At 61.2% G+C, this 23,310-nt stretch carries 18 protein-coding genes; 13 read left to right on the top strand and 5 right to left on the bottom strand.

What is annotated here, in order from left to right; all coding sequences use genetic code 11:
• Positions 1–68: 68 nt before the first annotated feature.
• Positions 69–1,028: a substrate-binding domain-containing protein gene (locus ABEB22_RS17570; protein ID WP_339115221.1), complete on the bottom strand. Its 960-nt coding sequence runs from the start codon at positions 1,026–1,028 to the stop codon at positions 69–71.
• A gap of 346 nt (positions 1,029–1,374) precedes the next feature.
• On the opposite strand from ABEB22_RS17570, the gene ABEB22_RS17565 reads away from it, so the two are divergent.
• Entirely contained in the window at positions 1,375–2,388 is a 1,014-nt protein-coding gene (locus ABEB22_RS17565) for a LacI family DNA-binding transcriptional regulator (protein WP_349295134.1), read from the top strand.
• A 56-nt stretch (positions 2,389–2,444) separates the two neighbouring features.
• Here ABEB22_RS17565 and cysN read toward each other — a convergent pair whose 3' ends face one another.
• A complete protein-coding gene (cysN, locus tag ABEB22_RS17560; RefSeq protein ID WP_339115219.1) occupies positions 2,445–4,361 on the bottom strand; it encodes a sulfate adenylyltransferase subunit CysN in 1,917 nt (638 codons plus the stop codon).
• A gap of 66 nt (positions 4,362–4,427) precedes the next feature.
• Positions 4,428–5,333 carry a sulfate adenylyltransferase subunit CysD gene (cysD, locus tag ABEB22_RS17555; protein ID WP_339115218.1) on the bottom strand — a complete coding sequence of 302 codons (906 nt, stop codon included), beginning with the start codon at positions 5,331–5,333 and terminating at the stop codon, positions 4,428–4,430.
• Positions 5,334–5,437: 104 nt separating this feature from the next.
• Between cysD and ABEB22_RS17550 the strand changes: the two genes are divergently transcribed.
• The gene (locus tag ABEB22_RS17550; protein WP_349295133.1) at positions 5,438–6,481 is read left to right on the top strand and encodes a hypothetical protein; all 1,044 of its coding nucleotides are present in this window, start codon (positions 5,438–5,440) and stop codon (positions 6,479–6,481) included.
• Here ABEB22_RS17550 and ABEB22_RS17545 read toward each other — a convergent pair.
• Positions 6,478–7,455, bottom strand: a complete 978-nt coding sequence (locus ABEB22_RS17545; protein ID WP_339115216.1) for a glycosyltransferase — start codon at positions 7,453–7,455, stop codon at positions 6,478–6,480. The two genes, ABEB22_RS17550 and ABEB22_RS17545, sit on opposite strands and share 4 nt — an antisense overlap.
• 267 nt (positions 7,456–7,722) lie before the next feature.
• Between ABEB22_RS17545 and ABEB22_RS17540 the strand changes: the two genes are divergently transcribed.
• The 4 genes from ABEB22_RS17540 (at position 7,723) to ABEB22_RS17525 (ending at position 15,123) form a co-directional block, all read left to right on the top strand.
• Complete coding sequence (locus tag ABEB22_RS17540) at positions 7,723–10,404, top strand: DUF4214 domain-containing protein (RefSeq protein ID WP_349295131.1); 2,682 nt, start codon at positions 7,723–7,725, stop codon at positions 10,402–10,404.
• Positions 10,405–10,548: 144 nt separating this feature from the next.
• A complete protein-coding gene (gene gmd, locus ABEB22_RS17535) occupies positions 10,549–11,577 on the top strand; it encodes a GDP-mannose 4,6-dehydratase (protein WP_339115214.1) in 1,029 nt (342 codons plus the stop codon).
• A gap of 28 nt (positions 11,578–11,605) precedes the next feature.
• On the top strand, positions 11,606–14,170 hold the full coding sequence (locus ABEB22_RS17530) for a glycosyltransferase (RefSeq protein ID WP_349295130.1): 2,565 nt from the start codon (positions 11,606–11,608) through the stop codon (positions 14,168–14,170).
• Positions 14,167–15,123 (top strand): sulfotransferase family 2 domain-containing protein, encoded by a 957-nt coding sequence (locus ABEB22_RS17525; protein WP_339115212.1) that lies wholly within the window; start codon positions 14,167–14,169, stop codon positions 15,121–15,123. The genes ABEB22_RS17530 and ABEB22_RS17525 overlap by 4 nt, the downstream gene beginning before the upstream one ends.
• 19 nt (positions 15,124–15,142) lie before the next feature.
• On the opposite strand, the gene ABEB22_RS17520 is transcribed toward ABEB22_RS17525, so the two are convergent.
• Complete coding sequence (locus tag ABEB22_RS17520; RefSeq protein WP_349295129.1) at positions 15,143–16,180, bottom strand: LacI family DNA-binding transcriptional regulator; 1,038 nt, start codon at positions 16,178–16,180, stop codon at positions 15,143–15,145.
• A gap of 151 nt (positions 16,181–16,331) precedes the next feature.
• On the opposite strand from ABEB22_RS17520, the gene ABEB22_RS17515 reads away from it, so the two are divergent.
• From ABEB22_RS17515 to ABEB22_RS17485, 7 genes are all read left to right on the top strand, one after another.
• Positions 16,332–17,306 (top strand): sugar ABC transporter substrate-binding protein, encoded by a 975-nt coding sequence (locus ABEB22_RS17515; protein ID WP_339115210.1) that lies wholly within the window; start codon positions 16,332–16,334, stop codon positions 17,304–17,306.
• Positions 17,307–17,436: 130 nt separating this feature from the next.
• Positions 17,437–18,480, top strand: coding sequence for an ABC transporter permease (locus tag ABEB22_RS17510; RefSeq protein ID WP_406871206.1), 1,044 nt, complete (start codon positions 17,437–17,439; stop codon positions 18,478–18,480).
• Between the two features lie 10 nt (positions 18,481–18,490).
• On the top strand, positions 18,491–19,492 hold the full coding sequence (locus tag ABEB22_RS17505; protein ID WP_349295127.1) for an ABC transporter permease: 1,002 nt from the start codon (positions 18,491–18,493) through the stop codon (positions 19,490–19,492).
• Between the two features lie 11 nt (positions 19,493–19,503).
• Positions 19,504–20,322, top strand: a complete 819-nt coding sequence (locus tag ABEB22_RS17500) for an ATP-binding cassette domain-containing protein (RefSeq protein ID WP_349295126.1) — start codon at positions 19,504–19,506, stop codon at positions 20,320–20,322.
• Positions 20,323–20,392: 70 nt separating this feature from the next.
• On the top strand, positions 20,393–21,289 hold the full coding sequence (locus ABEB22_RS17495) for a sugar phosphate isomerase/epimerase (RefSeq protein WP_339115206.1): 897 nt from the start codon (positions 20,393–20,395) through the stop codon (positions 21,287–21,289).
• Between the two features lie 10 nt (positions 21,290–21,299).
• Positions 21,300–22,343 (top strand): Gfo/Idh/MocA family oxidoreductase, encoded by a 1,044-nt coding sequence (locus ABEB22_RS17490; protein WP_339115205.1) that lies wholly within the window; start codon positions 21,300–21,302, stop codon positions 22,341–22,343.
• Positions 22,340–23,281, top strand: coding sequence for a sugar phosphate isomerase/epimerase (locus ABEB22_RS17485; RefSeq protein WP_339115204.1), 942 nt, complete (start codon positions 22,340–22,342; stop codon positions 23,279–23,281). The genes ABEB22_RS17490 and ABEB22_RS17485 overlap by 4 nt, the downstream gene beginning before the upstream one ends.
• Positions 23,282–23,310 lie beyond the last annotated feature (29 nt).

The raw sequence follows: 23,310 nt of genomic DNA, 5'->3' as shown, positions 1-23,310 counted from the left end.
TCCTCATGCGACAGAAGCGGCAATCGGGCACCCCGCGCGGGGGTGCCCGTCAGGCGGTGTCAGACGGATTAACGCGCGCCTTTGGCGACGCCTTGCAGGGCGGTATCGATGTTGCTGGCATCGATGATCGCGGGGCCGGTCAGGACGGGATCGGTCGCCAGTTCGGTGCCGAAATCGATATGCGCCGCCAGCATCGAGGTTGCGAGGAAGCCTTGCAGATAGGGCTGCTGGTCGATCGCCATGGTCTGGGTGCCCCCCTTGATGCGGTCAAGCACCGCGGGGTTCATGTCGAAGCTGCCGATCTTCACACGGTCCTGCGCGCCGATCTGGCCCACGGCATTGGCCGCGGCATCTGCCGACCACGCGGCAAGGGTGATGACCGCATCGATGCCCTGGTCGGCGACCAGTTCCGATTTGATCGACTCGGCGGTGCCGGTCACATCGCCATCAAGATTGGCCGGGGTCCGCAGGATATTGACCTCGGCGCCGCCTTTCTTGGCTCCCTCGACCACACCCGCGCAGCGTGCTTCGTGGTTCACCGCACCGGGCGTGTGGATGTGGCACAGGATCTTCTTGGCACCATGTTCGGCCATGTATTCGCCACCCGCAACACCGGCGACAAACTCATCCGAGCCGAAATAGTTGATGCCGTGGACATCCTCTTTTACATCCGAGCCCGAGTTATACATCATGATCTTGATGCCTTTATCGGCGGCTGCCTGCAGGGCAGGAACCTGTGCCTCGGGTACCCAGACGGGGATCGCGATCCCGTCCACACCCTGTGCGACAGCCTGATTAATGAGCGTTACCAGATCGGGGCCGAAATTGTCGTAATTGGGCGTGCGCAGGTAGTTGACCTGACCGCCATTGGCTTCGACGACCAGCGTCGCATCATCGACGCCTTTCTTGATCAGGTTGAAGAACCCGTCCTCGATGGAGCCCGCGATCACCGCGATGTTGGCGGCCATGGCGCCCGAGGCGCTTAGCGCCAGTACCGATGCTGCAAGCAGGGCAGATTTGAATTTCATGTCGACACTCCTCCACTGACGCCGTCTCCTCCGACGGCGCGACATGCGTGGCCGAAACCACATCTCTTCCGGCAGTTTGATTTTCTTCACCTCAGAATTGCCCGCGCTAGGCACCATGAGGCTGATGGCGACCTCCACCGCCAACGCTCATTTTCTGAAACGAAATCTCCCTGTCTGAGTAATAAATGATCTTATTAAATCAAAGCTAGCGGGCTTGTGATAATAATACGATGTTATTCACATCAAAATTAGTCGTTTGTTTCGCTTGCAATGTAAGTTTGAAATTTGCCTATTTATCGGGCGGTGTATGCCGGCGATGTAAAACGGATCATTAAGGACGCTGTGGATGCCGAAAGCTGGCAAGAACTGGAAAGGCCCGAATATCGCGCAGATTGCCGCCCTTGCCGGTGTGGGGCCGGCCTCCGTCGACCGCGTGCTCAACAACCGGCCCGGCGTCAAAGAAACGACCCGAAACCGCGTGATGGCGGCACTCGACAAGCTGGCCGCCGATCACCGGATGCAGGATCTGCGTCAGATCGGGTTTTTCTGTATCTCCGGCCCGTCCTTCAACGGACAGATGATACAGGCGATGCAGATGGTGAATGCCTCTATCGCGGGGGTGGAGCTAACGGGGCAGTTCTTTACTACCGAGGAGATCGAACCGGGGCGATTTGCGGCGGCACTGGAACAGGCGGGGCGCGAGCTGGATGCGGTGATCGTCATTGCCTACGAGCATCCGGCCATCAACGGCGCGCTGCGCAAGATCGCGGCCCTCGGCAAGCCCACGGTCTGCCTGACCTCGGATCTGCCCAGTTCGCGTCGCACGGTCTATGTTGGCAATGACCAATATGCGGCGGGTAGCGTGGCCGCGCAGCTGATCGGACAGATTCTCCCGCCGGTTCCGCAACATATCCTGCTGGTGATGAGCGTGCCGTTCCGTTGCCAGCAGGAGCGCGAGATGGGGTTCCGCCGGGTGCTGCGGCAGGACTACCCGCATCTAAGCATTCAGGAGCGGGTGATCTCGAATGACAATGTCGAACGCACCGAGGAACTTCTGGCGAGCCATCTGGCATCGGCCCGCCCGCCCGGTGCGATCTATAACGTGGCGGGGGCCAATCGCGGCGTAGGGGCTGCGCTCGAACATGCGGGACTGAGTGGCAAAACGGTCTTTATCGGTCACGAGCTGACGCCATTCACGCGGGTTCTGCTTGAGGCAGGCACGATGGATTACGTCATCTCGCATGATTCGGCCGCCGAGCTGGTCCAGGCCGTGCGGGCCATCGACGAGCGTCTGCGCGGTATCGAAAGCCAACCCGCACCCTCCTCGATCCTGATCCATACCCGTTACAACTGCAACTGACACAACAAAACGCCCCGCTCTCTCGGGCGGGGCGTTTGTTGGTGCTATGAACCGGATCAGGGAATCAGACGCGCGATGATCAGATCGGCAGCTTCTTCCGGCGTCATCTCGGTCGTGTCGATGCGCAATTCGGCATTGTCAGGGGCTTCATAGGGGCTGTCGATGCCCGTGAAGTTCTTCAGCTGACCCGAACGGGCCTTTTTATAAAGGCCTTTCACATCGCGCTCTTCGGCGACTTCCAGCGGCGTATCCACGAAGACCTCGACGAACTCGCCCGGCTGCATCATCCCGCGCACCATGTCACGCTCCGAACGGAAGGGCGAGATGAAGGCGGTGATCACGATGAGACCGGCATCGGTCATCAGCTTGGCAACCTCGCCCACACGACGGATATTCTCGATCCGGTCGGCCTCGGTGAAGCCCAGATCCTTGTTCAGGCCGTGGCGCACGTTATCGCCATCGAGCAGGAAGGTGTGGCGGTTCATCCGCGCCAGTTTCTTCTCGACGATATTTGCGATGGTCGATTTGCCCGAGCCCGAGAGGCCGGTGAGCCAGAGCACGGCTGGCTTCTGGTTCTTCATCGACGCATGGCTCTCGCGCGAGATGTCGGTGGCCTGCCAATGGACATTGGTCGAGCGGCGCAGCGCGAAATGCAACATGCCGGCCGCGACCGTCTGGTTGGTCATTTTGTCGATGAGGATGAAGCCACCAAGATCGTGGTTCTCCTCATAGGGCGCGAAGGGGATCTCGCGGTCGGTGGTGATATTGGCCACGCCGATCGCGTTCAGATCCAGCGTCTTGGTCGCAAGATGCTCCTGCGTGTTGACGTTCACTTCGTATTTCGGCGCCTGAACGGTGGCCGAAACGGTCTGGGTGCCGATCTTGAGCCAATAGGCGCGACCGGGGATCATCTCTTCCTCGTCCATCCAGATGATGGTCGATTCGAACTGGTCGGCCACTTCGAGCGGGCTTTGCGCCGCCACGATGACCTGACCGCGCGAGCAGTCGATCTCGTCTTCGAGCGTGATGGTGATCGCCTCGCCTGCAATCGCTTCGTCGCGATTGCCCTCGAAAGTCACGATCTGCGCCACTTTGGAGGTCTTGCCCGAGGGAAGCACGCGGATCTCGTCGCCCGGTGCGATCCGGCCCGAGGCCACGAGGCCTGCAAAGCCGCGGAAATCGAGATTGGGGCGGTTCACCCATTGCACCGGCATACGGAAGGGTGCGTCGACGGGTTCGTGCGACGAGGTGATCTCGACCGTTTCCAGATGCGGCAGCAGCGGCGTGCCAGTGAACCACGGCATGTTCTCGGACGGCGTGGTGATGTTGTCGCCCTTATACCCGGAGATCGGCATCGGCACGAAATCGGTCAGGCCGATGGTTTTGCCGAATTCGGTGTAATCGGCCACGATCTGGTCGAAGGTCTCCTGCGAATAGCCCACGAGATCCATCTTGTTGACCGCAAGCACCACATTCTTGATGCCCAAGAGTTTCACCAGATAGGAGTGACGCTTGGTCTGGGTCAGCACGCCTTTACGCGCATCGATCAGGATCACGGCCAGATCGGCGGTCGAGGCGCCGGTGACCATGTTGCGGGTATATTGCTCGTGGCCGGGAGTATCGGCGACAATGAACTTGCGCTTCTCGGTGGCGAAGAAGCGGTAAGCCACGTCGATAGTGATGCCCTGCTCGCGCTCGGCGGCAAGACCATCGACCAGCAGCGCGAAGTCGATCTCCTGGCCCTGGGTGCCCACGCGCTTGGAATCGGCTTCGAGCGTTGCCAGCTGATCCTCGAAGATCATCTTGCTATCATAGAGCAGGCGGCCGATCAGGGTGGATTTCCCGTCATCGACCGAGCCGCAGGTGATGAAGCGCAGCATGGTCTTGTGCTGGTGGACCTTCAGATACTGGTCGATATCTTCCGCGATCAGCGCGTCGGTCTTGTAGATCGGGTCTTGTTGGTTTGCAGTCATGTGAGTGCACCTGAAATTCATATATCCGGAGAGAAGCGGGGCCGTTTGCGGCCCCTGCGCGCGCGATCAGAAGTAGCCTTCCTGCTTCTTCTTCTCCATCGAGGCGGCCTGATCGTGGTCGATCGCACGGCCCTGACGCTCGGAGGTGGTGGTCAGAAGGGTTTCCTGAATGACCTCCGGCAGCGTGGTGGCCTGGCTTTCGACGGCACCGGTCAGCGGGTAGCAGCCCAGCGTGCGGAAACGCACCGAGCGCATGACCGGCTCCTCGCCATCTTTCAGGCGGAAGCGGTTGTCATCCACCATCAACAGCATGCCATCGCGTTCCACGGTCGGGCGGGGCGCTGCGAAATAGAGCGGCACGATCTCGATGCCCTCGAGATGGATATATTGCCAGATGTCCAGCTCGGTCCAGTTCGAGATCGGGAAGACCCGCATCGACTCGCCCTTATTCTTGCGGGCGTTATACAGACGCCACAACTCGGGGCGCTGGTTTTTCGGGTCCCAGCGGTGCTGGGCGGTGCGGAAGGAGAACACACGTTCTTTCGCGCGGGATTTCTCCTCGTCGCGGCGCGCGCCACCGAAGGCGGCATCGAACCCGTATTTGTCGAGCGCCTGTTTCAGGCCCTCGGTCTTCCACATGTCTGTATGCAGCGAGCCGTGATCGAAGGGGTTGATGCCCTTTTCGATGGCTTCGGGGTTCTGGTGGACCAGCAGCTCCATCCCCGCATCTTTTGCGGCCTTGTCACGCAGCGCATACATCGCCTGGAATTTCCAGGTGGTGTCGACATGCAGGAGCGGGAAAGGCGGCGGTGCGGGATAGAAGGCCTTTTTTGCCAGATGCAGCATGACCGCCGAGTCCTTGCCCACGGAATACAGCATTACAGGGTTCTGCGCCTCGGCCACGACTTCACGCAGGATATGGATGCTCTCGGCTTCCAGCCGCTGAAGGTGGGTAAGAGATGTCTTGGTCATGATGCTCTCGGTTCAAACTTCGTGTTGACACCAGAGGTAAGCCTGTCAGTTTGTCGCAGCACCCCCCAAATGGGGGCTAAATGCTTTTTCGGAGATTTTCCGCCATGGCGTCCAGCGAAGAAGCTGTTATCGCGTCACTTTTTTCTGCCTCCTCCGGCTATGGCGCGGGCGAGGCCGCAGCGCCCTCCGAATTGTGGTCCGATTTTCTGCGCGGTCTGGCGCAGATGACTGGCGCGGATGCGGCGGGGCTCTTGTCTTTGCGGGGCGGCGAGGTCACGGGCGCATGGTCATGGGGCGGGCCGGTGCCGGTTTTTTCCCGCGCCCTCATCGAGAGGATGCGCAGCGGGCGGATCTATGGCCAGAGCGAGCTCTCCGATCTGGCAAATCCCGACCTTCCCTTGCGGGCGCTGCGCAGCCGGATCGATGCGACAAGCCACGCGCTTGTGTGGATCGGGCGTAATGGTGTGGATCACGGCATTGCGGATTTCCGCGCGCGCGACGGGGTCGGGTTGTCTCGGCTTGCGCCCTATCTGGGGCCTGCGTTGCAAAGCTATCAGGCGCTGCGGGCCGAACGGGCCCGCCACGCCCGTGATAGCAGGATTGCGCGCGATCTGGGGGGGTATTGGATGCAGATCTCTCCGGCGGGGCGGGTGGTCGCGCAATCTGCGGATCTTCCGGCGCGGCTGGAGGGCACGGCCATGACGCTGACCGAGCAGGGCTGGCTCGCATTCACCTCGCCCGATCTGGCGCGGCGGTTCCGTGCACGTCTGGCCGAACTGGGCGCCGCGGAAAGACCCGAAGCCGGGGGGAGCGCGGCGGGATGGGCCGCCTTCGATCTCTCCGAGACGCGCCCGCTTGCGATGGTATTGCGTATGGAGGAGGGGGCGATCATGGCCTATCTGCGCCAGCCGCGCGCCATCGGGGAGATGGGAGAGACCCATCTGATGCAGCATTACGGGCTCGCCCGCAGCGAGGCGCGGCTTGCGATCTGTCTGGGGGACGGGCTGTCGCTGGCGGAGGCGGGCGAGGCGCTCGGCTGGCAGCGCGAGACCGCGCGTAGCTATTCCAAGCAGCTCTACGCAAAACTGGGCGTTGCCGGGCAATCCGCTGTCGTGCGGCTCCTATGGTCGGGAGGGCTCTGGCTCTAGAGCCGTCCGGTGCGCGCCATCACCTGTAGCACGCGGTCGCCCTGTAGCGTCTGGCGGTGGATATCCAGCTCGCGCAGTGCTCTCCCGTAGGCGCCACCGCCCATCTTGCGCGCCGACAGGAACCGCATCAGCAGTGCGTCGTTCTCGGGGGTCAGCGACAGGCGGTTGGCAAAGAGCGCCGCGATATTGGCATCCAGCCAGCCGGAAAAATGGCGTTTGGCGACTGTGCCCAGCCGCTTGAGACGGCCACGCACCGGTCCGTGATGGCCCAGCTGGTTTGAGCCGTGCTGGCGGTAATAGAGCGTGGGTTTGGGATCGTTGAAGATCTGCGCGCCTGCCCCCGCCATCATCATGTAGATCCACCAGTCGTGATAGGGCACTCTGGCCGAGATCGCGGCTTGCGCCGACTGGCCCAGAATGGCGGCAGCCGGTGCCGACAGCACGATCGTATTGCCGCCGAGGATGTTCTGCACCAGCGAGTTGCGGAAGGACGGTCCGCGCATATGCAGATGCGACAGGCCCAGCTTCTTGAGGTGCGTATCGGTCAGGATGGTTCTGCTGGCATAGACGAGCGGGTCGCGGGCGGGATCGCCTGCGCGCTTCATCCAGCGCACCGAGCGCGCGAGCTTTACCTTCGACCAGACATCATCCTGATCGGAGAGCGCAAGGGCCGCCTCGGGGGCATCCTTGGCGGCGCGGGCGGCCAGCGTGAGAAACGCGGGGGCCACACCCGCGCGGGGCCCGTCAAAGATCCGCACCCGAGAGGGATGGCGCTTGCGGAAAGCCTCGAGAATATCGGTGGTGGCATCGCTCGATCCGTCATCGCTGGCATCGAGTGACCAGTTGCGATGGGTCTGGCGCTCGAAACTGGCCAGCTGGTCGGGCAGATGTGCGGCGCCGTTCCGGCAGGCCATGATGATGCGGATATGGGGCGTCTGGGTGGCCGAAATCAGGGACGAAACAGGGTTTTCCATGCCGGTATATTTGCGCGCCCCATTCCGGATTGTCCAGCGGTGTTGCGACATCTCCAAAGGCTGGGCGGCAGCATGCTGCCGAGGGCGCGACCGTTGGCATTTGAGCCAAATCGGCGGTAAAAGCCATGTTTTGTTCCCATTTTGATCCGCTTTCGGGCAGGCTTTGTGTCCATCTTGCGCATGTGGGAACAGCCAGCGCGCCATCGGGCACAGTATCGGGACAGGATAACCGGTGGCGCGTCTGCAAGGAGGTTTGGGGCGAGGCGGATGGGCTATCTGACACATCTGGGAATGGCGACGACGGGCGCCACCAAGTATATGAGTTCGATCGACGACCTGCTCCTGTCGCTCGACGGGGGCGTGCTCTATCAGGCCTCGGGCGAGGGCGGCGTCATCGTGCGCGATGCGGCTACGGGGGCCAAATTACTCGATCTGGCGCTCTATCCCGCAGGCTCGGGCCTCTACGGCACGGTCGATCTGGCGCTCTGCGAGGTTGGCGGCAAGCTCGCCCTTCTGGCCTCGGGCCCGCTGATCAGTGGCGTGGCGGGCTATTGGGTGGCCAGTAACGGCACGCTCAATCAGGCATTCACGCTCGAGAATAGTAGCCTCGACGCGATCAATATCCTTGAAACCGTGTCCATTGGCAGCACCGATCTTCTGATTACGGCGGGGCGCGAGGAAAACGGGTTCACGGTCTATACGCTCGGCACGAGCGGGGCGCTGTCGGTCACGGCGCGGGCGGATCTTGCGGCGGGCACTCTCCGCGATATTGAGACGGTGACCGTTGGCAGTGCGACCTATGTGCTGACCCTGTCGGATGACGATCCGAAGCTCGGCTGTTATGCGCTCTCCTCCACGGGCAAGGTCAGCGCGCAGGCGGGGCTTGATCTGGCCGATGGTCTGGCGATCTCGAACCCTGTCGCGCTGACGCAGGTCACGCTGGCGGGACAGGTCTATGTGCTGGTGGGCGCGCAGGGGTCCAGCTCGGTGACGGTTGCGAGGATCGATGCTGCGGGCCAGCTGACGGTGACAGATCAGGTGAATGATGACCTGACGACGCGTTTCGGCCAGCTGACCGTGTTGGAGGCGGTCGAACACGAGGGCCGCGCCTATATCGTGGCCGGTGGCGGGGATGACGGGCTCTCGCTCCTGACGCTATTGCCCGACGGGCGGCTCCTGCATCTGGAAACGGTCGCCGATACCGAAGGCATGGCGCTCGAGGACCCTTCGGCGCTGGAGCTGGCGGTGGTCGATGGCGAGTTGCGCCTCTATGTGGCAGGACAGGGCGAGGGCGAGGACGGGCTCTCGGCGCTCTCGCTGTTCAGTATCGACATCGATCCGGGGTCGATCCTGAGCGGCACCAAGGCGGCGGATGCGCTGACCGGCGCGGGCGCCGATGACATTCTTTCGGGCGGTGCGGGCAATGACACGCTGCGCGGCGGTGCGGGGGATGATGTCCTCATGGACGGCGCGGGCAGCGACCGGATGTGGGGGGGCGCGGGGGCCGATACATTTGTTCTGACCAAGGATGGCACCACCGACCGGATCGAGGATTTCGAGGTCGGGATCGACCGGATCGACCTGTCCCAGATAGGGCGCTTCTACACGGTCGATGCGCTGACCATCACCCCCATCACGGGCGGCGCCAAGATCACGCTGGGCGAGGAGACGGTGACGGTGATGTCCGCCGACGGGCGGTCGCTGAAGGCGTCCGATTTCAGTGCCGAGGATCTGCGCGATATCTGGCATATCGATATCAGCTATCTCACGCTCGGGCCGCAACATATCGTGGGCACGGCGGAGGACGAGTGGCTCGAGGGCGATCGCGGGGCCGATACGGTCACCGGCGGGCGCGGCGCCGATACGCTCTTGGGGGGCGCTGGCGATGATCTCCTTCTGGGCGAGATCGAGGACGGGAAATTCGATGCGGCCTCGGCGCAGGTGGTGCGGATCTTTCAGGCGACGCTCGACCGTGCGCCCAATGCGGCGGGCCATCTGGACTGGACGACCCAGATCCTGACGGGCGAGAAGACCCTCACCGAAGTGGCGGAGGGCTTTGTGAATTCGGCCGAGTTCCAGTCCACCTATGGCGAGCTGACCAATGCGCAATTTGTTACCCAACTCTATCAGAACGTGTTGGGGCGGGCGCCCGATGCCGCCGGTCTGAAAAGCTGGACCACGTTTCTGGGGCAGGAGGGCAATAGCCGTGCCGATGTAGTCGTAGGCTTTTCCGAAAGCACGGAATTCAGCCGAAATATGCAATCCGAAGTGCTGGATATGTCGCGCGCGGGCTATCAGGAAAGCTGGGCAGATGACGTGTTCCGGCTCTATCAGGCGACGCTCGGGCGCGCACCGGATCTGGCCGGCCTGACGGTCTGGACGACGGCGCTCTCGCAGGGGAAATCCTTCGGGGACGTCGTCGACGGGTTCGTCAACTCGCCCGAGTTCCAGCAGAGCTATGGCAATGTCGATGATGCGGGCTTCGTGACGCTTCTTTACCAAAATGTTCTGGGTCGTGCGCCGAATGCGGCGGGGCTGAGTGACTGGTGTGCCCGTATGGATCAGGGCTGGACCCGCGCCGAGGTGGTCGAGGGCTTTTCGCAAAGTGCCGAATTCGTGGCGCAGATGGCCGCGCCACTGAAGGCCTGGATGAAGGCACAGGGCGAGTGGAACCAGCTCGATGGCGGCAGTGGCGAGAATATCCTGTTCGGGGGGATGATGGCCGACCGGTTCGTGTTCTCGGCCGAGACACCCGGTTCGCATCTGGTGGTCGATTACCAGCCCTGGGACACCCTGTCCTTCGAGGGGTTCGGCTATGCGAGCGTGGCCGATATCAAGGCCCAGTTCACGCAGGACGGTGCTGATGCGGTCTTTGCCGACCAAGATGTCGAAGTGGTTCTGCGTAACATATCGGTGAACGAAATCGCCTATGACAGCTTCTCCTACTAAGCAGGCCGATTATGACGGAGGGTATTTTTACACAACCAAAAGGAGAAAAGTGTTTACTAAGAAAGGTTTTGTTAACCATTCTTACCCTAGCGTTCGATAAGCCAATTCTTCGTGTGACATCCTTGATTTTTCAAAGAGGGACGAATGACAAAGATCGCTTTCATTACCGGAATCACAGGGCAGGACGGGGCCTATCTGGCGCGTCTTCTTCTCGAAAAAGGCTATGAAGTTCATGGCGGTGTGCGGCGTATCTCACAGCCGGACATGATGCGTCTCGACACTTTGGGAATCACGCAGCATCTGCATCTGCATGATTTCGATCTGAGTGACGCCAACAATATCTTCCGCACGATCCGCGATGTGGCAATGGACGAGTTCTACAACCTTGCCGCGCAAAGCTTTGTGGGAGCCTCATGGGATGTGCCGGTCTATACCGCCGAGGTGGATGGTATGGCGGTGGTGCGAATGCTCGATGCGCTGCGCACCCTGCGTCCCGACTGCCGGTTCTATCAGGCCTCGACCTCCGAGATGTTCGGCGAGGTGCGCGCCGTGCCACAGCTGGAAAGCACGCCCTTCTACCCCCGCTCGCCCTATGGTGTGGCCAAGGTCTTTGCCCATTACATGACGGTGAATTACCGTGAGAGCTTCGGGATGCATGCGTCTTCCGGCATTCTCTTCAACCATGAGAGCCCGCTGCGCGGCAAGGAATTCGTGACGCGCAAGATCTCGATGGGGCTTGCGGCGCTGGCGCATGGGGCCAATGCGCCTGTGGAACTGGGCAATATGGCCGCCAAACGCGATTGGGGATTTGCGGGCGATTATGTCGAGGGGATGTGGCGGATGCTGCAGCGTGACAAACCCGGGGATTTCGTGCTGGCGACGGGGACCAGCACCACGATCCGCGACTTCTTCACCTATGTCGGCGAGGCGCTGGATATGGAAGTGATCTGGGAAGGGGAGGGCGCGGAGGAGGCCGCCTATGACCGCCGCTCGGGGCGTCAGCTGATGCAGGTCAATCCCCGCTTCTACCGGCCGGCCGAGGTGGAGCTGCTGCTGGGCGATCCGTCCAAGGCCCGCATCGAGCTGGGCTGGGAGGCGCGCACCGATGTGCGGGCGCTGGCCGCGATGATGGCGCGGGCCGATTTCGACGCACAGGCGCAGCATCTGCGCTAAGCCTTACTTTCACGCGCGGAGGATGCCCATGCGTCGCCTGTTTTCCATCCTGCGGCTTGTTGTCCGCAAAATCCTGTCCCGTCTGCGCCGGTTCCGTGACCGGCGCGAGACCCGCCGTATTCAGGCGCCGTTCATCGGCAATCTCGAGGGGCTGCATATCGCGGATGATACGATCAGGGGCTGGGTCTTCGATGAGCGCGCGCCCCGTGCGACAGGGTTGCAGGTCGGGCTCTATGCGCAAGGCGCGTTACTGGATGTGGTGACGGTCGAGCAACCGCGCGCCGATGTAGCCGCGCATCATGGCTGTGCCTTGGGATGCGGATTTGCCTTTCCTCTGTCCGAGGCGCTGATCGCGCCGATCCGGCAGGCGGGCGGTGTGGTCAGCGTCTGTATCGTCGGGCCCGAACCGCGCGAGATCGGGCAGCTCGGTCTGATGGTGCAATCGGGGCCTGACACCGATCCTGTCGATCTGACCGCCCTCATCGCACGGTTCCTGTCAGAGGATCTGGCCGATATCGACGCGATGCTTGAGGCACCCGTGCCGGAGCCCTTCTCCGAAGGCGTGCCGGATCTCGTGCCCCATAAGGCTCTATTCGAGACCCGCCCACTGGTTCCGGTGGCTGATTGCGTGCCAAGCGGCCTGCCCGCGTATCAGGAATTTACGCGCCACCGCAACAGGGTCGAGGAAGAGTTTCAGGTTGTGCCCGACAGTTCCGAGCGCGATCGCTTCCTGTATTTCTATCTGACCACCTATAACGCGACCCGCCGCCAGCGCGTCCCGCTTAGTGCTGCAGATATTGCCTATCTCAATGCCACGCTCTCGATGGGCGGGGCGCGGCAGCGGCTTACGCGAATGATGTGGTGGCGCCTTGCCCAGAGGCGCGATCTTCTGGCCGAACTCGATCTCAATGACTGCGGCTCATATACGCGGCTCGTGTTCTGGTGGGCATGGCAGGACGCGGCGCATCTGGGGGTCGAGGACTGTCTGGTCACCGATAGCATGGCTGACCTGTTGCGCAGCATTGCGCCCTCGCGCCAGTTCGACGACTGGCCGCTGACGACCTTTGCCGAGAGGGTCTTCAATGCGAGCGTGGCTCTGCATTTCCTTGCGCCGGGGCGCAGTGCCGAAAGCCGCAAGGAGCTTTATCTCATCCTTTTGGTGAGGGCATTGAAGCGGCCCGATCTCCTGCGCTACATGCCGCGGCGGCTTTGTGATGCACTGCTTCTACCGGTGGAATCGGGCGGGCGTTCGGAACTCGAGACGTTCCTCGCGCGTGTGACGGGGCGCAATAGCGTTGCTTTTGCGCGTGAGCGCTATGCCCATGCACTGCGCGAGAAGGGCTTCGACCTTGAAAGCCTGCGTTTCCTGACCCTGACGGAGGACGGGCACCGGCTGGAAGCGGCCGCGCTTCCGGTGCCGAAGGGCGCGCTGGCCGATATCCAGCTGATCGGCCCTCTGGCGAAGGCCTCGGGGCTGGGGCAGGCCGCACGGCTTTCGGCCAGCATTCTGGCGCAGACCGGCACGCATCTGCGCTGCGTTGATTTCGATATGGATAATCCTGCACCGGAAGGATTTAGTACCGATGGCACGCTGATCGAAAGCTATGGTCCGGCCAGGATCAATCTCATCCATCTCAATGCGGAATCGGTGCCTCTGGCTTTTGCCTATCAACCCGATGTGTTCTCCCACAGCTATAATATTGGCTATTTCTACTGGGAGCTCGACCGTCCGGCGGCCTGCCACTATCTTGCGCTCCAGATGCTCGACGAGATCTGGCTGTCCTCGGACTATGGTGTGCAGATCTATCGGCCGCATTTCGATGGCCCTATCCGCAATGTGGGGATGTGTTTTGAGCCCAATGACGATATCGACCGGCAGAGCGCGCGCCGCTTCGTGGAACGCAGGTTCCGGCTGTCGGGCAAGCATTTCGTTTGTCTTGTAGCCTTTGACAGTTTCTCCTTCGTGCAACGCAAGAACCCGCTGAATGCCCTGCGCAGCTTCCAGAAGGCCTTCGAGGGCGTGCCGGAGGCACGCCTGATCGTTAAGACCCAGAACCGGCATTCGGTCTTCGATCCCGTGCAGATCCGGATTTGGGACGAGATGGAGGCGATCATGTCCCGCGATCCCCGGATCTTGCTGATGAACGAGACGCTCAGTTACCGTGACCTGCTGAGGCTGAAGAAAGGGGCGGATTGCTATCTGTCGCTCCATCGTTCGGAAGGCTGGGGGTTCGGGATGATCGAAGCGATGAGCCTCGGTGTGCCGGTCGTCTGTTCGGCCTATTCGGGCAATCTTGAATTCTGCACTGAAGATACCGCATGGCTCGTGCCCTGCACCGAGGCTGCGCTCTCGAAGGGCGATTATATCTTCACGCCCAAGGGCGCGGTCTGGGCCGAGCCGGATGTCGAAACGGCGGCGCGCCTTTTGCGGCAGGTCTATGAGGATCCCGCGGCGCGCGAGCGCAAGACCGCCTATGCGCTCGACTTTATCAGGACGCATTTCTCGACCACGCCGATTGCTGCGCGCTATAAGGTGCGGCTCGAGCAGATCCTTGACCAGCTTGATCACCCCTCACGGGAGGCCGCAGAATGACCCTTGCCGCTCCGACCGATCTGCCCGCGGCCCTACCGCATGCTCTGGTGCGCGACACATTCCAGCTGTTTCTTGCGCGCGACCCCAATCCCGAGGCGCAATTCGGCGATTTCGGTGGCCTGCTCGGGACGCTGTTCGGCTCGCAGGAGTTCTTGACATCGCAGCGGGCACAGAAAACCGATCTGGCTTGGCCCGAGCGGCAGTATTTTATCGCCCGCCAGCTCGGAATTCTCTACTGTCCGATCGGCAAGAACGCCTGCAGCTATTTCAAACGCGCGATGGTCCATCTTGCCGATCATCCCAGACGTCACATCCTTGATCGCTCGATCCACCAGCTGACCGACCATATCCGCACCGGTATGCAGCTTTCGGATTACACCGAGAGCGAGATCTCCGCGATCTGGCGCGATCCCGATCTCTACAGCTTCGCGATCCTGCGCGACCCCTACCGGCGGCTGCTATCGGCCTATATCGAGAAATTCGTGGTGAACCGCATGGATGGCGCCAACCTGACTTATCACACCGGCCCGCTCATCGAGGCTGTACAGAAGGCGCAAGGGTTACCCGGGCCGGATTTCGCGCGAGGCATCCGTTTTCGGGATTTCATCCTGCATATTACCGCACAGCCGCCCGAAACCCTCGATCCCCACTGGCGGCCGCAATATCTCTATCTCGGCGACCATCACTGGAGCGCGCTCTATGATTTCGACAATCTCGCGCAGGCCGTGCGCGATCTGGAGGCCATGTCGGGCATCGAGCTGAGCCAGCCGCCCGTCAACCGTTCGGGGAGCGGCGAGGGGGTGACGCATTTCGGCGCCGAGCAGCTTCTGCCCGCAGTGCTGGACCGGCTGCCGATGATCGATGCGGAATCCTTCCTGACGGAGGATCTTAAGGAACGAATCTCCCAGTATTACGCGCGCGATTTCGCGCTGATGGCCGAGACGATTTCGTAGTGGCCGTGCCATGCCCCCGTCAGAGGTTCTCGGGGGTGATGATCTCGAACGGAAGCACATATTGCGTTGTTGTGCCGGACCCTTGTTGCGACAGCGAATCGAGCATGCTCTGCACCAGAAGGTTGGAGATGGGTCCGATCGGATGGCAAAGCGCTGCGGTAATCAGTCGCTCGGACAATCCCCTTCGGATTTCGGGGCCCATATCGCGGCATACGACCTGAATTTTCGCGCGTCGTTCGGGTGCTGTCTCGCGCAGCGCCCGCAGAACGCCGGAAATTCCGCCCCCGACGATGAAGATCCCCCGCAGATCCTCGTCGCTATCTTGCAGAAGCTCGGTCACCATCTGATAGGCGACATCCGATTCCTCATGTGTCGCGCGGCTTTCATCGACATGCAGATGCGGAGCATGTTCGCGCATATAGGAGCGGAAGCTGGCATCGGCGACATCCTGACACTGATAGCGGTGGTTGCCGTTGAAGACGGCAACCCGGCCTGCGTTTTTTGTCGTCTGGGCAATAAGGAACCCCGCCGTCCGTCCGAGTTTCCAGTTATCCGCCCCGACATAGCCTGCCCGTTCGGGTGCGGACTGGTCGGTGATATAGGCTACAACCGGTTTGCCCCTTTCGTGCAGGCTTCGAATCGTCTGGCCGATCAGGGGATGGTCGGCGGCGATGATGGCAACTGCATCACATCTTTCTGCCAAAGCCGTGAGGCGCGATGAGATATTATCTGGCGTGAGCACATCCACAAATTCCACATCCGGTTCAACGATCGCGTCACGCCTCGCGCGACAGGCCGTGACAATGGCACGCCCGAAGATCTGGTAAAGCTCGCGATTGCCTTGCTGCAGGAGGAACCCGAGACGGATACCGGGCAGGGTGCTGCGCAGCTGCTGATTGATAGATTCAACCCCGTAAAACCCAATATTTTCCGCGGCTTCCTGCACGCGCTGGATCGTGGTGTCGCGCACATTTCCGGCGCCCGCCAGAATGCGATTGACGGTCGACACGGAAACGCCCGCCGCTTTGGCCAGATCGGATATCGTAGGTCTGTTCATAGGGTCACCGTTGCCTGAATATCATCGTGAATGACACGTTATGAAACAAAAGTTTCTTTTACTCAAGAATATTATTTCACCTTCTCGGAGATAAGGGTAAGAAAAGGATGTTCGGCCCCAGAGGAGGTTTGGGGTCTAGGGAGGACAATCTATGACAAAATTCAGCCGTCTCGCGGCAAGTGTCGCGACCGTCGTGACCTTGGGTTGCTATGCTGGTGCAGCTTTTGCTGCGGATATTTTCGTGGTGGGTGGCAAGCCTGACGATCCCTTCTGGTCGATCGTGAAGCGTGGCGCGGAAGATGCCGGCAAGCTGGCCAAAGAGCAGGGTGGTTCCGTCACCTGGCTCGGCCCGCAGAACTATGACAATCTCGGCGTCGACGCCGCCGAACTGATCCGTCAGGCGATCAGCCAGGGCGCCGATGCAATCGCGGCACCCGATTGGGTTCCGGAAGCCATGGATCCTGCCTTCAAGGCAGTGGTCGATGCAGGCATCCCGCTGATCATCATCAATGCCGGTGGTCTGGACGCCGCCGACAAGCTCGGCGCGATGAACTATATCGGCTCGGATGATTACGAGAACGGCAAAGCGGCCGGCGGCTATTTTGCCAAACATGACATCAAGAACGTTGTTTGCATCAACACCCTGCCGGGTGCTGCAAATATCGAAGCGAACTGCAAAGGCCTGACCGACGGGATCACCGAAGCAGGTGGTAGCGGTGAGGTTCTGCCGCTTCCGGCGACCTCCTTCGGCAACCAGACTGCTGTGGCACAGGCCGTCAAAGCCTATCTTCTGCAGAATCCCGAAGTTACCGGTATCTATACTGTGTCGGACGTGGATGCGAATGCCTCGATCAACGGTGTGATGCAGTCGGGTAAATCGGGCAAAGTCCAGGTCGGTGGCCTGAACATGAACGAGACCATCCTGAACAACATCAAGGCCGGCAAGCAGATGTTTGCCATCGATCAACAGGGCTACATGCAAGGTTACATGGCCGCGTCGATCCTGAACGCGCATGTCAATTTCGGCCTGTCGATCCCGACCCGTGAGATCCTCACCGGCCCGGGCATTGTCGACGCGGAAAATGTCGATGCGACCATGGACGGTCTGAAGCAAGGCGTCCGCTAAGCAAAGCCAGTGAGACTGTGCCGTCCGGACTGTCCGGTCGGCACCCCGAGAGGCGGAAGGGCGACAGCCCTGTCGTCACCAAAATGGTGGCCACCCGCCTTCCTTTCGAACCTCGTACAGGGAAAATCGAATGGTTTCCGAGACTCAAGGAGCCGCACCCGCAGTGTCCGGTGGCAGCGCAAAATCTTCGGGGTTGGGGCGTCATCTTCGTCGTCCTGAGGCCGGGTCGCTTTTCGGCATGTTTGCCGTGTTTATCTTCTTCGCTATTTTCGCCGGTCAGGCCTTCCTGTCGCCTGCAGGCTTTGCCAGCTGGTTGAACGTCGCCGCAGAGATCGGGATCGTGGCATTGCCCATCGGTATCCTGATGATCGCAGGCGAGCTGGATCTCTCGATCGGCTCGGTCATTCCGGCCTCTTCGCTGACGGTCGCCGTGGTTTCCGGCTATTTCGGTCTGCCCGATATTATCGGTATCGCTTGTGGCCTGGGCTTCGGTGTGCTGGTTGGTCTGGTCAACGGTCTGGTCGTGACCCGCACCGCTGTGCCCTCGCTGATCGTGACCATCGGGTCGATGTTCGGGGTGATGGGTCTGACGCTGGGCCTTTCGGTTCTCGTGACCGGCTCGACCGCGACCGCGCTGTCGCCCGATCCGCTGACCACCACGCTGCTGGGTCATTTCGTCGCCTACATGTTCCAGGTCACCATCTTCTGGTGGATCGGTTTCGCGGTGATGCTGGCCTATATCCTGCACGTCTCGCCCTGGGGCAACTGGATCTATGCGCTTGGTGGCGACAAGATCTCGGCGCGCAACGCCGGTATCCCCACCGAGAAAGTGACGATCTCGCTCTTCATGCTCTCGGGTTTTGCCGCAGCTTTCGTCGGCGTCAGCCAGGTAATCGTCTACCAGAGCGCGCAGGTCGCCGGTGGCCAGTCCTTCATCTTCAACTCCATCATGTGTGTCGTGATCGGTGGCGTGCTTCTGACCGGTGGCTTCGGCTCCATCCTCGGGATCGTTCTGGGCACCATCACCTTCGCCATGGTGAACCAAGGGATCTACTTCACGGGCTTTGATGCCAACTTGGGGTCTGTCATCATCGGTGCGCTTCTCCTGATCGCGGTTCTGATGAACGATACTTTCCGCAAGCTTGCGCTCAGCTACGCGACGAAGAAGAAGTGAGTGTGATCTGATGAAAAACTCTGTCTTTTCCGACTTCCTCCGCCGCCCCGAAGCGGGCTCCGTCCTCAGCCTCATCGCCGTCTTCGCCTTCTTCGTGATCTTTGGCGGTGTCAATCTGGGCAATCTGGTGGGCTCGGCCTCCTGGGTCAACTTCGCGGCCAATCTCGGTATCGTCGCCATCCCGATGGGTCTGCTGATGATCGCAGGCGAGCTCGATATCTCGATCGGCGCAATGATCCCTGCGGGTTCGATGACCGTCGCCATCCTCTCGGGCTATTACGGCCTGCCGATCTGGGTCGGCATGGCGGGCTCGCTCGGTCTCGGCGTGATCGTGGGCACCATCAACGGCCTTCTGGCCACCCGCACCACGGTGCCGACGCTGATCATCACGCTGGGCACGCTGGTGGCCATGCAGGGGATCGTGCTCTCGGCCTCCGTGCTGCTTACCGGTTCCGCCTCGGTCGCGCTGCAATCGCCGGCATGGGCCAAGTTCCTCTTCGGCCAGCTTATCGGCGGCAGCTACCAGGTGATCATCGTGTGGTGGATCGCCATGACCATCGGCTTCGTCTATGTGCTGCACCATTCGCGCCGCGGTAACTGGATCTTTGCTCTCGGTGGCGACAAGGTCTCGGCCCGTAACGCCGGTATCCCCACCGACCGCCTGATGATCGGCCTCTTCATCCTCTCGGCTGTGAGCGCCTCCTTTGTCGGCATGTGCGGGGCGATCCTGTTCAACTCGGCGCAGGTGTCCGGTGGTATGAACTATATCTTCAACGCGGTGGTGGCCGTGGTTGTGGGTGGCGTCCTTCTGACCGGTGGCTTCGGCTCCATCATGGGGATCTTCGTCGGTACCATTACCTTCGCCATCGTCAGCCAGGGGATCTATTTCACCGATATCGACCGGAACTGGTCGAGCCTGATCCTCGGCGCGATGCTGCTTGTGGCCGTCCTGATGAATAACGGCTTCCGTAAACTGGCGCTGAGCGCGCCGTCCAAGAAAACTCAGAAGTGAGGACACGGATCATGACCCACCCGGTTCTGGAACTGCGCAACGTCAACAAGTCCTTCGGTCCGATCGACGTGCTGCACGATATCTCTCTCAAAGTCGAAGCGGGCGAAGTGCTCTGCCTGCTGGGTGATAACGGTGCGGGGAAATCGACCCTCATCAAGACGCTCGCAGGGGTCCATAAGCCCACCACCGGCGAGATGTTCATGGATGGCGAGGCGGTCAGCTTCGACAAGCCCAAGGACGCCGCCGATCGTGGGATCGCCACAGTGCACCAGTTCGGCGGCACCTTCCCGCTGATGACCATCGGCCGCAGCTTCTTCGTGGGTGTCGAGCCCGTCAAAAAGATCGGCCCCTTCAAGTTCTTCGACCGCAAGACCGCGAATGAAGTTGCCGTCAAAGCGGTCCAGAGCTTCGGCATCACCCGTATCGATGATGGCGACCGTCTGATCGGTGGTCTGTCGGGCGGGGAGCGCCAGTCGCTCGCCATCGCACGGGCCGTCCATTTCGGCGCCCGCGTCCTTATCCTCGACGAGCCGACCGCAGCCCTTGGTGTCAAACAGGCAAGCCACGTCCTGCGCATCATCATGGAAGCCAAGCGTCGCGGCATCGCGGTGATCTTTATCACCCACCAGGTGACCCACGCGATGGCCGTTGGCGATCATTACGCGGTTTTGATCCGCGGTGCGGTTGCCGCAAATTTCAAACGCGGCGAGAAAACCCGTGAGGAAATTACCGACCTGATGGCAGGCGGTGAGGCATTGGCCGATCTGGGCGAGGCAATGGAAAGCCATATGGCAACCCATGACGGCCATCCGCCGCAGGTTGTCGCCTGAGCCCTATGAAAATGGATAGGGCGTCCGGAGGAGGGACGCCCCGTTCGAACGCTTCTTAAAGGTCCTGACCATGAAACACACGCTCGACCCGCATATGATCCGTCACCTGTCTTTGGAAGACACGGTGCGCAAGGTCGCCGAACTGGGCTATGACTACGTCGAAATGTCGCCCCGTCCCGACTTCTTCGCATGGTGGACCCGACCGAAGCTTTACCCGGAGCGTATCAAGAGCTTCAAACAGGCGTTGCGCGACAACAATGTCGGCCTCGCCACGATCCAGCCGATGTATCGCTGGGCCAGCCCCTATCAGGACGAATGGGACAACGCGATCGACAACTGGAAACGCGCGATCGAGTTCGCCGTCGAGCTGGAATGCCCGATGTTCGTTTCCGAATTCGGCCGCGGTGGCTCGCCGAACCGCTCGCTGAACGACCGTTCGGGCCTGCACCGCCCCGAGACCTGCGAGATGCAGTTCTTCCGTGCGATGGACATCATCGTGCCGCTCTTGGAGAAAGAGGGCATCAAGCTGTCGCTTGAAGCGCATCCCGAGGACTGGGTCGAGGAGATCCATCCGGCGATCGACATCATCAAGACGATCAACTCGCCGATGGTCCGCGCCTCGTTCATCGCGCCGCATACCTTCTTCTACGGGCCCGATATGGAAGCCAACCTGCGCGCGACCGCAGGCCTTCTGGAGCATGTCCGTCTGGCCGATACCTATGACCATAACAAGTCGTCGGAGCTGCGCTACATCGTGAACCCGCCGGAATCCAAGGTCCGCGTTCACCAGCACCTCGATTACGGTCAGGGCGAGATCAACTGGGATCTGTTCTTCTCGACCCTCGCAGATATGAAATTCGATGGCGTTCTGTCGAACTGCGTCTTTGCATGGGAGGACCGCGCCGAGGACAGCGCGCGCTTCATGCTCGCAGAGACCAAACGCTATCTCGACAAGCATTACAAATAAGGAACACGCCATGGTACTCAAGGTTGGAGTCATCGGCACCGGCATGATCGGTCAGGACCATATCCGTCGTCTGACCCAGGTCCTGTCGGGGGTGGAAATTACCGCCGTCACCGACATCGCGCTTGACCGCGCACAATCCGCCGCCCCCGCTGGCGCGGAAGTCTTCGAGACCCCCGAGGCGCTGATCGCCTCGGACAAGGTCGACGCCATCGTCATCTGTTCGTGGGGCCCTGCCCATGAGGAGCAGCTCCTGACAGCCATCGCCCACGGCAAGCCCGTGTTCTGCGAGAAGCCGATGGTGACCTCGGAAGAGGCGGCCCTGCGCGTGATGAAAGCCGAGGTCGCTTTCGGTCGCCGTCTGGTGCAGGTGGGCTTCATGCGCCGTTTCGATGCCGATTACCGCCGCCTGAAGGCCGTGATCGACAGCGGCACGCTGGGCGCACCGCTTCTGTATAAATCCTGCCACCGCAACGCATCGGTGCCGGAGGGGCTCTACACCTCGGAAATGCCGCTCAATGACACGCTGGTCCATGATGCGGATATCTCGCGCTGGCTCCTGAGCGACGAGGTCGTGGGTGTCGAGGTGCGTCTGCCGCGCCGCTCCTCCAAAGGCGGCGAGCTGCGTGACCCCCATATCGTGCTGCTGCATTGCGCCTCGGGGGCCATCGTCGATGTCGAGATCTCGGTCAATATCGGCTATGGCTATGATATCCGTGGGGAAGTCAGCTGCGAGGCAGGGATTGCCGCGCTGCCGAACCGTCCGGCGACTGTTATCTCGGACGCGCATGGCTACCGTCAGGCACTGCCGGCCGACTGGCGCGAGCGCTTCATCGAAGCCTATGATCAGGAATTCCGCGAATGGATCGTGGCCGCGGGCGAGGGCACCGCAACCGGCCCGTCCGCATGGGATGGCTACGCCGCGACGCTCGTCGCCGATGCAGCCCTGCGCGCAGTGGAGAGCGGTGTGCTCGAGCCTGTCACGATGATTGAAAAACCCGCGCTTTACACCGATGGTATCAGCCTCGGCCAGGCGCTGCGGGAGGAAAATGCATGAAACTTTCGATTTGCACCGATGTGATGGGCAATCTGTCCTTCACGGATATGCTCGACAAATGCGTCGAGCTTGGTGTGGAAGGCATCGAGATGACGGGTGGCGGGTGGTCGAAAGGCCCCCACTTCCGCGCCGATGAACTTTTGGCTGATAAAGGCCTCTTGAAGCAGAAGCTGGCCGAGATCGAGGCTCGTGGCCTGAAGATCGCCGCCCTCAACTGCTCGGCCAACCCGCTCGATCCGGGCGCGATGGGCACCCGTCATCTCAAAGAGATGAAGGAAACCATCACGCTTGCAGGCGAGATCGGCGTCGAAACCATCGTCACCATGTCGGGTCTGCCCGAGGCGGCGCCCGGTGACACCGTCCCGAACTGGCTGGTCTATACCAAGTCCTGGCCCGACGAGATGCCCGAGCGCGACCGTTATCAATGGGAAGACCGTGCCTTCCCGCTCTGGCACGATCTGGTCGATTTCGGCAAGAAGGCTGGCATCAAGCGCTATGCGCTCGAGAATTTCTCGGCGATGCTGGTCTGGAACCCCGAGACCCTGTTCCGTCTGCGCAACGAAGTGGGCGAGATGGTCGGTATGAACCTCGACCCCTCGCACCTGATGTGGATGGGCGCGGAGCCGATCGCATCTGCCCGCGCGCTGGGGAAGGCGATCCACCACTGCCACGGCAAGGACACCCGCATCGAGCGCGGCGTCTGCGACGTGAACGGCCTTCTCGAGCTGAAAGACGTGACCGATGTCGCGAACCGCAGCTGGAACTATGTCGCCGTGGGCGCGGGCCGTGACCTGCAATGGTGGAAGGAGTTCTTCTCCGTTGTCGGCATGATGGGCTATAATGGCTGGGTCAGCCTCGAGATGGAAGATTTCACCATGTCGACCGAGGCGGGTATCCAGTCCTCCATCGATGCGCTGAAAGCGACCATCATCCGCTAACCGCTTCCTCCCGAGGATGTGGCCGGAGC

Source organism: Thioclava sp. 'Guangxiensis' (assembly GCF_045348365.1).
Taxonomy (GTDB): domain Bacteria; phylum Pseudomonadota; class Alphaproteobacteria; order Rhodobacterales; family Rhodobacteraceae; genus Thioclava; species Thioclava kandeliae.
The sequence above is the reverse complement of the archived record's forward strand: the minus strand, read 5'-3'. Positions and strand labels throughout refer to the sequence as shown.

Coding starts and splice junctions, on each gene's coding strand:
- ABEB22_RS17570 (WP_339115221.1), bottom strand. CDS start 1,028: ATGAAATTCAAATCTGCCCTGCTTGCAGCATCGGTACTGGCGCTAAGC.
- ABEB22_RS17565 (WP_349295134.1), top strand. CDS start 1,375: ATGCCGAAAGCTGGCAAGAACTGGAAAGGCCCGAATATCGCGCAGATT.
- cysN (WP_339115219.1), bottom strand. CDS start 4,361: ATGACTGCAAACCAACAAGACCCGATCTACAAGACCGACGCGCTGATC.
- cysD (WP_339115218.1), bottom strand. CDS start 5,333: ATGACCAAGACATCTCTTACCCACCTTCAGCGGCTGGAAGCCGAGAGC.
- ABEB22_RS17550 (WP_349295133.1), top strand. CDS start 5,438: ATGGCGTCCAGCGAAGAAGCTGTTATCGCGTCACTTTTTTCTGCCTCC.
- ABEB22_RS17545 (WP_339115216.1), bottom strand. CDS start 7,455: ATGGAAAACCCTGTTTCGTCCCTGATTTCGGCCACCCAGACGCCCCAT.
- ABEB22_RS17540 (WP_349295131.1), top strand. CDS start 7,723: ATGGGCTATCTGACACATCTGGGAATGGCGACGACGGGCGCCACCAAG.
- gmd (WP_339115214.1), top strand. CDS start 10,549: ATGACAAAGATCGCTTTCATTACCGGAATCACAGGGCAGGACGGGGCC.
- ABEB22_RS17530 (WP_349295130.1), top strand. CDS start 11,606: ATGCGTCGCCTGTTTTCCATCCTGCGGCTTGTTGTCCGCAAAATCCTG.
- ABEB22_RS17525 (WP_339115212.1), top strand. CDS start 14,167: ATGACCCTTGCCGCTCCGACCGATCTGCCCGCGGCCCTACCGCATGCT.
- ABEB22_RS17520 (WP_349295129.1), bottom strand. CDS start 16,180: ATGAACAGACCTACGATATCCGATCTGGCCAAAGCGGCGGGCGTTTCC.
- ABEB22_RS17515 (WP_339115210.1), top strand. CDS start 16,332: ATGACAAAATTCAGCCGTCTCGCGGCAAGTGTCGCGACCGTCGTGACC.
- ABEB22_RS17510 (WP_406871206.1), top strand. CDS start 17,437: ATGGTTTCCGAGACTCAAGGAGCCGCACCCGCAGTGTCCGGTGGCAGC.
- ABEB22_RS17505 (WP_349295127.1), top strand. CDS start 18,491: ATGAAAAACTCTGTCTTTTCCGACTTCCTCCGCCGCCCCGAAGCGGGC.
- ABEB22_RS17500 (WP_349295126.1), top strand. CDS start 19,504: ATGACCCACCCGGTTCTGGAACTGCGCAACGTCAACAAGTCCTTCGGT.
- ABEB22_RS17495 (WP_339115206.1), top strand. CDS start 20,393: ATGAAACACACGCTCGACCCGCATATGATCCGTCACCTGTCTTTGGAA.
- ABEB22_RS17490 (WP_339115205.1), top strand. CDS start 21,300: ATGGTACTCAAGGTTGGAGTCATCGGCACCGGCATGATCGGTCAGGAC.
- ABEB22_RS17485 (WP_339115204.1), top strand. CDS start 22,340: ATGAAACTTTCGATTTGCACCGATGTGATGGGCAATCTGTCCTTCACG.